13 protein-coding genes and 1 tRNA gene are annotated in these 14,049 nt (G+C 60.1%); 11 read left to right on the forward strand and 3 right to left on the reverse strand.

What is annotated here, in order from left to right; all coding sequences use genetic code 11:
• Window positions 1-68: 68 nt before the first annotated feature.
• From QW379_06450 to QW379_06460, 3 genes are all read right to left on the reverse strand, one after another.
• Window positions 69-1,259: a PD-(D/E)XK nuclease family protein gene (locus QW379_06450; GenBank protein MEM2870042.1), complete on the reverse strand. Its 1,191-nt coding sequence runs from the start codon at window positions 1,257-1,259 to the stop codon at window positions 69-71.
• 83 nt (window positions 1,260-1,342) lie between these two features.
• The gene (locus QW379_06455; protein MEM2870043.1) at window positions 1,343-1,630 is read right to left on the reverse strand and encodes a hypothetical protein; all 288 of its coding nucleotides are present in this window, start codon (window positions 1,628-1,630) and stop codon (window positions 1,343-1,345) included.
• The gene (locus QW379_06460; GenBank protein MEM2870044.1) at window positions 1,623-2,009 is read right to left on the reverse strand and encodes a DUF559 domain-containing protein; all 387 of its coding nucleotides are present in this window, start codon (window positions 2,007-2,009) and stop codon (window positions 1,623-1,625) included. The genes QW379_06455 and QW379_06460 overlap by 8 nt, the downstream gene beginning before the upstream one ends.
• Before the next feature lie 147 nt (window positions 2,010-2,156).
• Here QW379_06460 and QW379_06465 point away from each other — a divergent pair, with 147 nt between their 5' ends.
• From QW379_06465 to QW379_06515, 11 genes are all read left to right on the forward strand, one after another.
• A complete protein-coding gene (locus tag QW379_06465; GenBank protein ID MEM2870045.1) occupies window positions 2,157-2,912 on the forward strand; it encodes a DUF6293 family protein in 756 nt (251 codons plus the stop codon).
• Window positions 2,913-3,023: 111 nt separating this feature from the next.
• Window positions 3,024-5,636 carry an FAD-dependent oxidoreductase gene (locus tag QW379_06470; protein MEM2870046.1) on the forward strand — a complete coding sequence of 871 codons (2,613 nt, stop codon included), beginning with the start codon at window positions 3,024-3,026 and terminating at the stop codon, window positions 5,634-5,636.
• A 146-nt stretch (window positions 5,637-5,782) separates the two neighbouring features.
• The gene (locus tag QW379_06475) at window positions 5,783-6,043 is read left to right on the forward strand and encodes a hypothetical protein (GenBank protein ID MEM2870047.1); all 261 of its coding nucleotides are present in this window, start codon (window positions 5,783-5,785) and stop codon (window positions 6,041-6,043) included.
• Between the two features lie 147 nt (window positions 6,044-6,190).
• On the forward strand, window positions 6,191-7,615 hold the full coding sequence (locus QW379_06480) for an MFS transporter (protein ID MEM2870048.1): 1,425 nt from the start codon (window positions 6,191-6,193) through the stop codon (window positions 7,613-7,615).
• 12 nt (window positions 7,616-7,627) lie between these two features.
• Window positions 7,628-8,680, forward strand: a complete 1,053-nt coding sequence (locus QW379_06485) for a zinc-binding dehydrogenase (GenBank protein MEM2870049.1) — start codon at window positions 7,628-7,630, stop codon at window positions 8,678-8,680.
• 10 nt (window positions 8,681-8,690) lie between these two features.
• Entirely contained in the window at window positions 8,691-9,458 is a 768-nt protein-coding gene (locus QW379_06490) for an enoyl-CoA hydratase/isomerase family protein (protein ID MEM2870050.1), read from the forward strand.
• Between the two features lie 30 nt (window positions 9,459-9,488).
• Complete coding sequence (locus tag QW379_06495) at window positions 9,489-10,232, forward strand: 3-oxoacyl-ACP reductase family protein (GenBank protein ID MEM2870051.1); 744 nt, start codon at window positions 9,489-9,491, stop codon at window positions 10,230-10,232.
• A 10-nt stretch (window positions 10,233-10,242) separates the two neighbouring features.
• Window positions 10,243-11,394, forward strand: a complete 1,152-nt coding sequence (locus QW379_06500) for a thiolase domain-containing protein (GenBank protein ID MEM2870052.1) — start codon at window positions 10,243-10,245, stop codon at window positions 11,392-11,394.
• A 4-nt stretch (window positions 11,395-11,398) separates the two neighbouring features.
• Complete coding sequence (locus tag QW379_06505) at window positions 11,399-11,815, forward strand: Zn-ribbon domain-containing OB-fold protein (protein MEM2870053.1); 417 nt, start codon at window positions 11,399-11,401, stop codon at window positions 11,813-11,815.
• Between the two features lie 138 nt (window positions 11,816-11,953).
• Window positions 11,954-12,026 (forward strand) — tRNA-Ala (locus QW379_06510).
• Window positions 12,027-12,307: 281 nt separating this feature from the next.
• Window positions 12,308-14,049, forward strand: a 1,742-nt coding sequence (locus QW379_06515) for a DUF2341 domain-containing protein (protein ID MEM2870054.1), incomplete at its 3' end; no start/stop codon positions are given.

Below are 14,049 nucleotides of genomic sequence, written 5' to 3' on the forward strand. Positions count from 1 at the left end.
GGGCGAGGCCGCTCTCCTCACCTCTCCGAAACCTGGAAAACGGTCCCATTTTCACGCCCTCACGTCCCTCACTCCTCCTCCCTCAGCCTCCCCAGCCTAACCTCCGGTCTCTCTGTCCTCCTGACGAAGGGCGCCAGCGTCCTCGCCACCCTTCTGTCCAGCGCGCCCTCCTCGAGCGCTCTCAGAAGGGCGTGGCTGTCGAGAACGGAGAACTGGTCCCAGAGCCCCGCGCCCCTGACCACCTCCGCAACTCTATCGTACTCCTCCTCTTCCGAGGACCGGCTCGGGAGTGCCGGGACCATGCGAACATTTACGGACGCCACGGCCGAGCTCCCGCGCACCCTCGTCACTCCCTCGCGCCTAGCGTAGTCTATCAGCCTCTGCCTCACACCTTCGAGCTCCTCGGCCAGCTCCCTCTCTCGCGCCTTGAGAGCCGCGTACCGGTTCACCAGCTCGAAGCCCTCCTCGCGGGCCGCGTCCGGGGGCTCCAGCTCCGCGATTTTGACCAAGTGCCTTTTCTCGGGGCAGTAGGACCAGTAGGGGCACCAGTCGCAGAGCGGGCCGGGCCTCGGCTTAAACTCGCGCTCGCCTTCAATCCTTTCAATGAGCGCAGCGCACTCCGCCTCCAGCGCCTCAAGCTGCTCGGGTGTCCTGGTTGAGACCAGCTCCTCCCCGAACTGGAGGAAGTGCCACACTAGCTTCACATTGGTCGCGTCGCTCCACATCCTCTGGACCCCGAGCTGGTAGAGCGCGAGCTGGCGGTCCTCATCAATCTGCGCCTGGGTCGGCAGGAAACTAGAAGTCTTGTAGTCGTGAATCTCGTATGAGCCATCGGGCATTCTATCGATTCTATCAATAACGCCCCTGACGGTGTGGGGCCCGAGCGTGAAAGAGAAGGTCCTTTCGATTCCCACCGGCGTGCCCTGGTCGAAGGGCCTGAAGCGGCTATAGTATCGCTCGATGCACCTCCTGCCCGTGTCGAAGTAGTTCTGCGGTGTGTAGCCCTTTCTGGCAATCACAATGCCGTCGTGCCAGTCCCTCTCCCACTCCCTCCTGTAAAACTCCAGGAGCTCCTCCAGCGTGTTGAGTTTTGACCTCTGGAGGTCCACATAGAGCTTCTCGAGCGCGCTGTGGACCTTCGTGCCCATGTAGGCCTCGATGCCCTCTTCCTCGACCTCTATGCGGTCTATGTAGGCTAGCTTGTACTGCAGGGGGCAGTTCTCAAAGGTCTCGAGTCTGGTGTGTGAGTAGACCGCCAACCACGTCACCCCCCTTGCTCCCGCAATCATCAATCGATTCGGGAATATATCTCACTATCCTTTCAGGCTGGGCTGTGCCCCTCCTACACATATGCCCTCATCACCTCCTCGAGCTCTCTCCGGCGGCCATCGGTCGAATCGACCGGCTTGAATATCGGTGACTTCCGCTCGCGCATCTGTAGGATAAACTGCCTAGGGTCCTCAGAGGCGACCTCGAACCCGAGCACGAGCAGGTCGCCCGCGAAGGCAGAGAGCCTCTCCCACCCTAGCTGCTTCAGGGCCTCTGGGGACATATGGTGCCTGGTCATCCTCCAGACCTCGACGATGGTCTCCAGCAAGTCTTCATGGACCTCTACCTTCAGTTCAGGCATCGCGTACCCCCCTCCTTCTCATGACATCGGCCAGGAGAATTCTCTCGCTCTTAGTGAGACCCCGGAGCCTAAGCGGACCGCCGCAGAGCCTGACCACGAGCTTCCGGCGGACCCTCCATGGCGCTCTCACCAGATCCGTGCCCCAGAAGCGAATCACCCTGTAGCCCAAGGCGAAGAGCTCCTGGTCCCGAATTCGGTCCCTGCGCATCGCCTCGCCTTGGTGGTAGGGCTCCCCGTCGGCCTCCATTATTATTTTGTACTCCGGAAAAAGGACATCGACCTCGTACCCTCGAACGCGCTGGTTGGTCAGGTACTTTCCGGCCAGCCCAAGTGAGTCCAGAATTCCGCAGAGACAGCGCTCGATGCAGGTCTTCACCACTAGTCTCCCCCCAGCGAAATACCATCATTTGCTTCCCAACCCAACTCATCAGTTGCGGCTATACCGCTGCACCGTATCATGGTTAGGTAGAAATGCGGAAAAAATAAATAACAAATAATACGTTACAAACGTTATGGAGTTGTGTATATGCCGGGGCTTTCGAATCTTAGGATCGTAGTCTCTTGTGTTACATTTGAGACTGTTATGGTTGTTAAACCCATCGAGTTCTACCGAGCCGACCGGGTCTATCTTATTCATTATGCACGGAAGCCGCCCTATACCGACTTTCTTAGGGAAGTCGAGTCCCAGCTAAAGCCTCTCGTACGAGAGTGCGAGCGAGTGGAGGTGAACGTTAATAGCTTCAGGGATGTTCTCAGGGTCCTTCTGCAAATAATCCGGAGAGAGAAGGGTGCCGGGAATCATGTTTATGTTAACATCAGCGCCGGGCCAAATGTTTATGGGGCCGCTGCGCTCGTCGCCTGTGGAATGGAGGGGGCGATTCCATTCAGCGTGGGGGTGAAGGAATATACGGTCAGGGATATGAGTGTGTATTGTGTCGATGGAAAGCTTGTCGGCCTCGCTAGGGCCGTGTACGACCCTACTCCCCTTCCTGAGTTCGAGATCAGGGCCCCGAAGCGGGAGCATGTGGCAGGGCTGGGGGTCCTAGACAAAATGCTCCGCCAGAGGGCGATATTGAGCGCCTCCAACATCGTCCGAAGGCTGGAAAGGGAAGGCTTGATGTCGGCCGTTTTCGACCAGAGAGGGAGGGTGACGCAAAGCGCTATAATGAGGTACCGCAGGAACTTTCTCGAGCCGTGGCTTAGGAACCAATGGGTCCGAGGCAAGGGGCGGGAGCTCTCGATAACCGAGCTCGGCAGAACTGTTTTGGAAATATTCGGCTGAGCTCGGGGGAGAGCAAGGCGTAGGAGCTAGCGCTCATGCGTATCCCATCCAATTTTTAATATAGGTGGTGGGAAATTGCGCAGGACGCCCGCGAGCGTCAGGGGTGCGGATATGGCGGAGGGTACCAGGGATAGGCTCAGGCTAAGCATTGATGGAAAGGCCCTTGAGGCTGTGAGGGGTCAAACGATTCTGCAGGTTGCGCGCGAGGCCGGGGTCTACATACCCGGAATCTGCTCCCATCCCGACCTCTCCTCGCTCGAGCTCGCGAAGCCTTCTCCATTCATATTTAGGGGAGACGAGAGAATCGAGGGGGACGTCCCTCCTACCGAAGTGAAGGGCTGCAAGCTCTGCCTAGTCGAGGTCGCGGGGAGGGGAATAGTCACATCCTGTACGACCCCCGTGGAGGAGGGCATGGAGGTGCGGACCGACACGCCGGCGGTCAGGGAGGAGAGGCAGAAGAATCTCGCGCGCATTCTTGCGAACCACCCCCACGCCTGCCTGACCTGTGCCCAGCAGGAGGGCTGCGTCCGCGAGCCTTGCTCCTCTAGCGTACCCATGGCGGAGAGGTGCTGCCCGAAGTTTGGGAAATGCGAGCTGCAGAGAGTAGCGAACTTCATCGGCGTCCCGCCGAGCACGCCAAAGTACGTGCCGCGTGGCCTCCCCATACTGAAGGACGACCCCCTCTTTATTCGCGACTACAACCTCTGCATCAACTGCGCGAGGTGCGTCAGGGCCTGCGCCGAAGTCAGGGGCGTCGGGGCGCTCGGATTTGTGTTCAAAAACGGTGAGAGGGTCGTGGGCACGACGCGCGCTCCAAGTCTCCGAGAGTCCGATTGCCGCTTCTGCGGCGCGTGCGTCGAGGTCTGTCCCACGGGCGCCCTGATGGACAAAGATGCATATACCGAGGGTGAGCGGGAGGCGGCGCTCGTCCCCTGCCGCTCCACATGCCCCCTCGGCGCTGACGTACCGGAGTACGTCAGACTCCTCGCGAGCGGGAGACCGGAGGAGGCGATTCGTGTCATCAGGGAGAGGGTGCTCCTGCCCCTCGTTCTGGGCCATATATGCCTCAGGCCCTGCGAGTCGAGGTGCCGGAGGGGGAAGGTGGATGAGCCCGTGTCGATTCGGGAGCTGAAGAGACACGCCGCGCTGAGGGGTGACAGAGCGTGGAGGGAGGGTCTCAACCGCTCTCCGGAGACGGGGAAGAGTGTTGCGGTCGTGGGCTCAGGGCCCGCGGGGCTCTCCGCCGCCTTTCTCCTCTCACTCAAGGGCCACTCCGTCGTCGTGCTCGAGAGGGAGGAGAGGCCCGGCGGCGTGCTCGCGTGGGGAATTCCGCCGTTCAGGCTGCCGCGTGAGGCCCTCGAGGCTGACCTCTCAGAGCTAGCGGGCGACCTCTTGATCAAAACGGGCATCGAGGTCGGGACCGCGGTGTCCCTCGAGGACCTCGTGAAGAGCTTCGACGCGGTCCTGCTCGCTCCTGGCCTCCCGCGCAGCCGGAGAATCGAGGTCGAGGGCGCGGGGCTCGACGGGGTCCTCTGGGGGCTGGACTTCCTGAGGGCCTACAACGCCGGCACAGCGCCCCATGTCGGAAGCAGGACGGTTGTGATCGGCGGCGGGAACGTAGCGGTGGATGTCGCCCGCGCGGCCCTGCGCTCAGGCGCAGAGGAGGTCGTGATGGCCTGTCTTGAATCTAGGGAGGAGATGCCCGCCTCGCCCTGGGAGCTCGAGGAGGCACTCGACGAGGGTGTTGAGATTCTGCCCTCCTGGGGCCCGCTGAGAATTCTAGGGAGGAGGGGGGGGCGAGCCGAAGCGATGGGGGCGGGCAATGTCTCGGAGGGAGGTGAGGCTGGGGCCGGGGGAGGTAGGGGAGGTGGTGAGTGCGTGGCGGGCGTCGAGCTCCGGCGCTGCACGCGCGTCTTCGACGAGCAGGGGCGGTTTAATCCTGCATTTGATGATTCTGTAAAAACATCCATCGAGGCCGACACTGTCATATTCGCGGTTGGGCAGGACGCGGACCTGCGCTTCATTCCTCCGGAGCTCGGGATAGAGACCCGGAAGTCAGCTGTGGTGGTCGACGCCTCTCAGATGACGACTAGGCCCGGCGTCTTCGCGGCCGGAGATATCGTGAAGCAGCCGGGCTCCGTGGTCGAGGCCGTGGCCTCGGGCAGGAGGGCGGCGTCTGCAATCGACAGGTACCTCGGCGGCGACGGAAACGTGGACATCACCCTCCGGAAATGGGTAGCCCCAGAGCAGAGAATCGGGAGGGTAGAGGGCTTTGCGACGCTTAGGAGGGTGAGGGCGAGGCGCAGGAGGGACAGGAAGGGCGGGCCCGCCATGGATAGGGAGCCCGTGGAGCTCCCACTGGAGCCCGGAGAGGCGATGGCCGAAGCCCGGCGCTGCCTTCAGTGCGATTTGAGGCTTCTGATTCGCAGGAACCCGCAACCCCCGGAGAGGTGGCTCGAGTTCATAGCAGAGAATATCGAGAAGGCGCCCGAGAGCGAGGGGGTCTACGTATTGCTCGATGAGAAAAAGGAGACTCTGAGAATCGCGGGTGTGCAGAACATCAGGGCCGCTCTCAGGGAGCAGCTGGCAGCCGGAGGGAGGGCCAGATTCTTCCATTTCGAAGAGGATAAGATGTACACGAAGAAGGAGAGCGAGCTCCTCCAGCAATATATCCAGCAGCACGGGAGGATGCCAGGCGGAGGGGAAGAGGACGAGCTATACTAAAGCGGCCCGTGCTCCCGTCCCAGCGAGCCGGGTCGGGCCCATGAGCCCCCGCTCTTCAACCACTGGGGGCCTGATGCTGGAACCCGGCGAAGGGCGGCGGAGAGGGTAAGGTCGGGGGGAGGGAAGAAAGGAGGAGGGTGGCTGTGATGTCTGAGCGCGGGAAGATGGGTAAAAGGGAGGCCGAGCTCGCGCGGGAGGGCTGGGTGAGGAGGAGCACCTACGACGAACCGCGGCTGAGCGAGATGGTGGAGATGTACAGGGAGCTCGGGCTCGAGGTGAGGCTCGAGGAGCCGGAGGCTGAGGAGCTCTGCGAGGCGTGCCTGAGGGGTGCGAAAGGAAGCCTGAAGACCATATACACAAGGGAGCCGCGGGCGGGGGAAAATGGGCCCGAGGAGCGTGGCGGTTAGTCCTCTGGGATATAGGACCGGGGATATAGGGGCCTGGTGCGCGGGAGGATCTGCTGCGTTTCTTGGGTCTAGTCGCTGGGGCCGGCCCCGATACCGGTGCTTGGTGGTGGTCTTTAAAGCGAAAACGAACAGAGGATGTTGAGGAATTTGAGGGAGACCCCGGAAGCTGAAAAGACCGCGGTGCTGTTCGCCGCCACCCTTGCCTCCTTCCTCACGCCATTCATGGGCTCGTCGGTGAATATCGCCCTGCCCGCGATCGGAGGGGAGTTCTCGATGGACGCCGTCGCGCTGGGCTGGGTTGCGACCTCCTACTTACTCTCCGCGGCGGTTTTCTTGGTGCCTTTCGGTAGGGCGGCGGACATTTACGGAAGGAAGAGGTTTTTCCGCTGGGGCGTGGTGATCTTCACAGCCTCCTCTCTACTCTCCGCTATCTCCAGCTCGGCCGCGCTCTTGATCTCTTTCCGGGTCGTGCAGGGCCTCGGGGGCGCGATGATATTCGGCACGTCCGTGGCCATCGTTACATCGGTCTATCCTCCGGGCGAGAGGGGAAGGGCGCTAGGGATAAACGTTGCCTCTGTCTATCTCGGTCTCTCCCTCGGCCCTTTATTGGGGGGCATCCTGACCCAGAGCCTCGGGTGGAGGAGCGTTTTTCTGGCGAGCGTGCTCCCCGGCTTGCTCGTCATCCCTGTCGTGGTGTTGAGGGTTGAGGGCGAGTGGGCCGAGGCGCGGGGAGAGGGGCTCGATGTCCCCGGCTCAGTCTTCTACGGTCTCGGTATCACGGCCCTGATGTGCGGCCTCTCCGCCCTCCCCGGGCCCTCCGGCGCGGGGCTGGTTCTGCTCGGCGCGCTGGGCGTCGCGGCCTTCGCGCTTCTGGAGTTCAGAAGCAAGAGCCCCGTGCTGGACATACGGCTTTTCGTAAGAAACCCGGTCTTCCTCCTCTCCAACCTGGCCGCGCTTATCAACTACAGCGCCACCTTCGCCGTGACCTTCCTCCTCAGTCTCTATCTACAGTACATCGGCGGTCTCGACCCCCGGAGCGCGGGGTTGGTTCTAATGGCCCAGCCGGTCACGATGGCCGCCCTCTCACCGCTGGCCGGAAGGCTCTCCGACAGAATCGAGCCCCGCATCATCGCCTCAGCCGGTATGGCAGTGACCGCGGGCGGACTCTTGCCCTTCACCCTACTGAGCGAAGGAACGAGGCCGGAATTCATCGCCACCGGTCTCATCGTCATCGGGACAGGCCTGGCGCTCTTCTCCTCACCCAACACGAACGCGGTCATGGGCTCTGTCGAAAGGAGGCATTATGGAGTGGCCTCGAGCACACTCGGAACGATGAGGCTGGTGGGTCAGATGCTCAGCATGGGAATCGCCATGCTAATCATCGCGACATGTGTTGGCAAGGTTGAGATTCTCCCGGAGCGGCACCCGGCCCTTCTGAGCGCGGTCAGAACAGGCTTCGCGGTCTTCTCCGCCCTATGCTTCGGTGGAGTGTTCGCCTCGCTCGCTGGGTGCAGCGCGCGGCGCGGGACGTCGTCGCCTCCTGCAAAACCTTTTAAACCAGCCGGCGATTAGCGTCCGGAGCCAATGGGAGGGGAGACACTGGCTGAGATGAGAGCCGCGGTTTTCAGGGAGAAGGGCCAGCCGATGAAAATCGAAAGGGTCCCTGTTCCGGAGTACGGTATTCGTGATGTTCTGGTTAGGGTCGCGGCCTGCGGCTTGTGCAGAACTGACCTGCACTACCTACATGGCCTGCCGACCGCGAAGAAACCCCCGATAATACTGGGCCACGAGATATCCGGAACGGTGGCGGAGACGGGCTCCGCGGTGACGGAGTTCAAAAAGGGCGACCGGGTCCTCATTCCGCCGGTTTTCGCCTGCGGCACCTGCCACTACTGCAGGACGGGGCGCGGGACCATTTGCGAGAGGCAGACCATGGTGGGGAACCACAGGGACGGTGGCTTCGCCGAGTTCATTTCAGTCCCGGCCTCGGACATATTCCACCTGCCCGAGCCGATTCCGCTTCAAGAGGGCTGCATCATCTCCGACGCCATCTCGACACCGTATCACGCCGTCGTCAACAGGGGCAGGGTCCTGCCGGGCGAGAGGGTCCTGGTCATCGGGTGCGGGGGAGTGGGCCTCTCTCTGGTCCAGATGGCCTCGCTCGTCGGTGCGAGCGTCATCGCGGTCGACATCTATGACGAGAAGCTGGAGCAGGCGAGGAAGCTAGGGGCCAGCGACGTCATTAACGCGAAAAAGGTGGAGAGCCTCTCGAAGGCGGTGAAGAAGCTCACGGGTGGTGGGGCGGACATCGCGTTCGAGGTCATAGGCAACCCGCCCACTATAGAGGAGGCATTCAGAGCGGTCAGGTGGGGGGGCAGAGTTGTGGTCGTGGGCTACACGCACGAGGACGTGAAGCTCAACGCGGGCAGAATCATGTTCTGCGAGATTGAGGTAAAGGGTTCGCTGGGCTGCGGCCTTCAGGACTACCCGAGAATCATCGAGCTAGCGAGGTCCGGGAAGCTCAGAGTCAAGGAGCTCGTGACGCACAAGTACAGGCTAGACGAAATCAACGAAGGCTTTAAAAAGCTCGAGAGCGGGGACCCATCCCTGATACGGTCCATCGTCGTCATGGAGTGAGGTGGCCGCCTTGGACTACAAGCACATATCCTTCGGAGTCTCCGACCACGTGGCTAGATTGGTGCTCAGAAGGCCCCCCAACAACATCCTGAACATCGAGATGATGATGGAGCTCAATGACGCTCTCGTCAGTGTCCAGAAAAGCGAAGGCCTGAGGGCGCTGGTGATATCTGCCGAGGGGAAGTACTTCTCGACGGGCGTGGACGTCGGAGAGCACACGAAGGACAAGGTCAGGGAGATGATCAAGGTATTCCACACTATATTCGAGAATCTGAACAAAATCGATACACCCACGGTGGCGCTCGTTCAGGGTGCCTGCCTGGGCGGCGGGTGCGAGCTCGCGCTCTACTGCGATATCGTTCTCGCGTCCGAGAGGGCGAGGTTCGGCCAGCCAGAGATAAAGGTCGGTGTTTTTCCCCCTCTCGCGGCCTACCTCCTCCCGAACACCACGGCCTACAAACATGCCGCCGACATTCTTTTGACCGGAGACACATACTCCGCGGCGGAGATGAAGGCGATGGGGCTCGTGAACCGCGTGTTCCCGGACGAGAGCTTCGCAGCAGAGAGCGAGGCATTCATTTCGAAGCTAACCGCGAGTAGCTCCGCAGTTCTCGCGATGGCCAAGCGAGCGATGCGCAGCGCCCTGGGCCAGACCTACTCTGAAGCGATGCCCGTCATCGAGGAGCTGTATCTGGAGAAACTTATGGCGACAGAGGACGCGAGCGAGGGGCTCGCCGCTTTTCTCGAGAAAAGGAAGCCCATCTGGAAAGACAGATAGTTCGTTGAAGTCTCCGGGAGGCCTGTTGAAATGGAACTCGAAGGGAAGAATGCAATAGTGACCGGTGGAAGCATGGGAATAGGCCGGGCAATATGCCTCGCGCTGGGGCGGGAGGGGGCGAACGTGGCGCTGAACTACAGGAGGCATGATGCCGAGGCAAAAGAGGTCGTGAGAGAGCTGGAGGCGATGGGCAGGAAGGGTCTGGCGATAAAGGCAGACGTCACCTCGTTCAAAGAAGCGGAGAATATGGTCCAGACCGTGCTGAAGGAGTGGGGCAGCATCCACATTCTCGTCTGTAATGCCGGCATCAACTGGGATAGCGTGATATGGAAAATGACGGAGGAGCAGTGGGACACGGTCATCAACACGAACCTGAAGGGCTATTTCAACTACAACCGCGCCGTCGCTGGAATATTTAAGGACCAGAGGTATGGTAAAATAGTCAACGTGACCTCGATAAACGGCCTCCGGGGCAAGTTCGGTCAGACCAACTACTCGGCTTCGAAGGGCGGCGAGATAGCGATGACGAAGGCCCTCGCTAAGGAACTCGGTAAGTTCAACGTGAACGTGAATTGCGTCGCGCCGGGCATGGTGATGACAGAGATGGCAAAGAAGATTCCTCCGGAGTTCCTCGAGAAAGCGATAGACGAGACAGTACTAGGCAGAATAGCAACACCCGAGGACGTCGCAAACGTGGTTGTGTTTCTCTGCACGGAGAAGGCGAGGCACATCACCGGGGAGGTCATCAAGGTCGACGGCGGGCAGTACATCTGAGGTGAAGGAGATGAGGGTCGCGGCGGTCGGAATCGGTCACGGGGTCTTCGGGAGGAGGAGCGACGCGAACGTGCAAGAACTGGCGTTCGAGGCGTTCAGAGAGGCACTGCGAGACGCGCGAAACCTTGAGAGAAAGGACATCGAGGCCGCTGTTCTGGGTTCCGTCCCGGAGTACCACAAGCAGAGGTCCCTCGGGGGTGTGATCGCAGAATATCTCGGACTCAATCCGAAAGCGATTTGGCTTACGGAGTGCGCCTGCGCCTCCGGCAGCGCGGCGATTCGGACCGCTTATATGGCGATAAAATCCGGGATGCATAGTGTGGTCGCGGTCATAGGCGCGCAGAAAATGACCGAGCTCACCACGCCCGAGATTCTGGCGCTGATGGGGCGTGTGGGAGAGGTCCAGTGGGAGTCGATATTCGGAACCACTTTTCCGGGCTACTACGCGATGTTCGCTAACGCCCACATGCACCGGTGGGGCACGACCAGAGAGCAGATGGCCGCTGTGGCGGTGAAGAACCATTACTACGGCTCGATGAATAAATACGCGATGTTCCAGAAGCCCGTGACGCTGGAGAAGTGTCTCGAGTCCGACCCAGTGGCCTATCCCTTCGGAATCTTCGACTGCTGCGCCAACGCCGATGGCGCCGCCTGCGTGATTCTTGCCTCTGAAGAGAGGGCCCGGGAGTTCACAGACGAGCCCGTCTGGCTCGAGGGTCTGGGCTGCGCAACGACATCGATGTCCGTTCTCCGAAGGCCCAACCATTGGAGCCTCCCGAGCGCCAGGGAGGCTGCGAGACAGGCCTACAAACAGGCGGGCGTTGGGCCAAGGGACATAAAGGTGGCGGACGTTCACGACTGCTTCACCATAGCCGAGATAATGGCATACGAGGACCTGGGCTTCTGTGAGGAGGGAAAGGGTGGAAAGTTCATAGAGGAGAAGCAGTCCTACATCGGAGGCGCCCACCCTGTCAACGTCGACGGCGGCCTGAAGGCCAAGGGCCACCCGATAGGGACAACGGGCGTCTCGATGACGGTGGAGATCGTAAAACAGCTGCGGGGCCACGCAGAGAAGAGGCAGGTCCCGGGCGCGGACATCGGCCTGACGCACAATGTCGGCGGCATAGGGCAGTACTGCTTTGTCCACATATGGAGGAGGTGAGGGCTTGTTCAAGTGGTTCGGGAAAATCAATTTCGTTCCGTACACAAAGGTTAGCGAGTTTGCGCAGCACCTGAAGGAGGGCAGAATAATGGGCACGCGCTGCAGGGGCTGCGGGGCCGTCACCTTCCCCCCGAGGGCGGACTGCGCGGAGTGCATGTCCCCGGAGTTCGAGTTCGTCCCGTACAGCGGCAAGGCGAGGCTGGTCACCTTCACGCAAATCAGCGCCGCGCCCACCGGCTTCGAGGACATCGCGCCCTACACAATCGGGCTGGCGGACCTGCCCGAGGGCGGACGCGTTCTGGCGTGGGTGAGCGGGATTGATGTCCGGGAGCTGAAAATAGGTATGGAGCTCAAACTCGTACCCCGCATCTTCGAGGAGATACCGGAGATCAAGCTCTACTACACCCTCGAGAGGCCCTAAGAAACTGCCGAAGCATATCACCTAAAAAAGGTTCCTTAGGAGGCACCGGCGCGCCCCGATATAGCCATTTATTTCTTATACCAGAACACATATCCCACATCCATAACAGCCGGGCGCCGACGGGAGCGGACGTGAAGCGGGCCGGTAGATCAGCTGGAAGATCGCCACTTTGGCATAGTGGAGGCCTGGGGTTCAAATCCCCACCGGTCCATATTACCCAATTGCACAAATTAACCAAGGTGGGGATTTGAGAGAAGGATGGGTCCGGTTCTGCGAGAGGACCCATCCTCCGAATCCTCAACGAACGGGAGCGTATGCGAGCCGTTCGTTGTGCCCGCATGGAAATCCCCACAGGTCCAATTGACCCATCGTGTTTACTAACCGTGTGGGGGATTTATGAGGGCGAGGCCAAGGAAGTACTTAAACTATTAATCTTCATACCATAATTATAATATCTCCCTCCCAATCATCTATATCCTGGAGCTGATAAAAATGAACGATATTAAAAAACAGCTCATTGCGTTTGTGGTTCTGTTTTCCCTTTTTACGGGAGGACAGGCTGGCGGCCTCAATGCCACTGCGACCGCCCCTGGCATAGATTCGGGAATCGCACCCAGTGCCGGCGAGGGCGGCCGGGCACGAGAGTACACCCCTTGGTGGAACCCCGGCTGGCTCTATCGCAGGCCAGTCACAATCAGCAACACGGGTGGCGGGGCGCTCACCGAGTATCAGGTTCTGGTAAAGGTCACGTACGACAGCCACATGAATACCGATTTCTCCGACCTGCGCTTCGTGCACTACAAATCATCCTCTGGCCAGAGCGTCGAGCTTCCGTACTGGATAGAAGAAAAGATGGACGGCTCTAGAGCGAGCGTGTGGGTAAGGGTGGACGAGATTCCCGCCAGCTCCAGCATCATCATCCACATGTACTACGGAAACGCCTCCGCGGCCTCCGCCTCGAAGGCCTCGAGCACTTACCTCTTCTTCGAGGATTTTGAGAGCGGGCAACTTGATACCACAAGATGGGAACTGATTGATGGCACATGGGAGATTGTACAAGACGGGGGGAGCCGAGTACTCAAGGCGACGGGCGCGGGGGGCTCCAACTGGGCTAGAAAGACCATGAGGCTTAAGCTGCCCAGCGACGCCACCATAAAGAATTTCGCCGCGGAGATGGACTGGCGCGTCTCCGACGACAGCACTCTAGCGAACTTCATCTACAGGGCCCAGAGCACGACCCTTCCCTCCACCGACAGGTGGTGGGTGAGGGTAGAGAGCCGGAGTAGCTACGGCCGGGGCTTCCATCTGCTGAGGTCGGTATCAGGAAGCGAGAGCTGGGAGTCTGTCGTATCCATGAGCAGCGTGACCAATTATAATCACTATATAATAAAGGTCTTTGAAAACACACACAGTCTGGAGGTCAAGGACACCGGCAATGGAGAGAGAAATTATGCCCATGTGAATCAGGCCGGCTATATGGGATACCAGGTCGAACTAAACTCGATGTACGTGGACAACATCCGGATACGTAAATATACCTCTCCGGAACCAACAGTCTCGGTTGGAGGGGAAGAGCTTCAGATACTTTTCAAATCTTTTACCCTCAGCACCGAATCTCTCGATGAGGGGGAGGAGCTGACGTTCACCGCGGTCTTCGGGAACCCCTCTGGCGCGGCACTGAGCATTCCGCTCGCAATTCGCGACGGGCCTGACCCGGAGAGCGGCCCTTTCGTTTTCTCGGACGAAGTCACTCTGAACCTCTCTGGGGACACTATTGTCAGGGTGGACTGGGTTGCCACCGGGGGTAGCCACAGATTCTGGCTTCTCGTCGCCGGCAGCCCGCTTGCATCGAAGAGTGTATACGTAAACCGCTACCCAGTCCTGAGCCCGATAATGGACCAGGTCGCGAGCCAGGGGAAGAACTTCAAGCTGCTCATCTTCGCAGAGGACGCCGACGGAGACAGGCTCAACTGGAGTGAGGACTGCCCCCTCTTCAACCTTACCCCGCGCGGTCCCCAGAGCGCCGAAATCAACTTCACACCGACAAATGACGACGTCGGGAACTACACCGTCAACATCACAGTCTCCGACCCGCGGGGTTGCAAGGACAGCACGCGCTTCAAACTGACAGTGAAGAATGTAAATGATTATCCTGTCATCGAGCCTATTAAGGACCAGAGCGTTGCGCAGGACACGGAGTTCAGGTACAAAGCAAAAGCCTCGGACATTGACGA

This window comes from Thermoplasmata archaeon (assembly GCA_038851035.1).
Taxonomy (GTDB): domain Archaea; phylum Thermoplasmatota; class DTKX01; order VGTL01; family VGTL01; genus JAWCLH01.

What these genes read in the sequence shown, in the direction of transcription:
- QW379_06455 (MEM2870043.1), bottom strand. Translation starts at nt 1,630, where the DNA reads ATGCCTGAACTGAAGGTAGAGGTCCATGAAGACTTGCTGGAGACCATC.
- QW379_06465 (MEM2870045.1), top strand. Translation starts at nt 2,157, where the DNA reads ATGCCGGGGCTTTCGAATCTTAGGATCGTAGTCTCTTGTGTTACATTT.
- QW379_06470 (MEM2870046.1), top strand. Translation starts at nt 3,024, where the DNA reads ATGGCGGAGGGTACCAGGGATAGGCTCAGGCTAAGCATTGATGGAAAG.
- QW379_06475 (MEM2870047.1), top strand. Translation starts at nt 5,783, where the DNA reads ATGTCTGAGCGCGGGAAGATGGGTAAAAGGGAGGCCGAGCTCGCGCGG.
- QW379_06485 (MEM2870049.1), top strand. Translation starts at nt 7,628, where the DNA reads ATGGGAGGGGAGACACTGGCTGAGATGAGAGCCGCGGTTTTCAGGGAG.
- QW379_06495 (MEM2870051.1), top strand. Translation starts at nt 9,489, where the DNA reads ATGGAACTCGAAGGGAAGAATGCAATAGTGACCGGTGGAAGCATGGGA.
- QW379_06500 (MEM2870052.1), top strand. Translation starts at nt 10,243, where the DNA reads ATGAGGGTCGCGGCGGTCGGAATCGGTCACGGGGTCTTCGGGAGGAGG.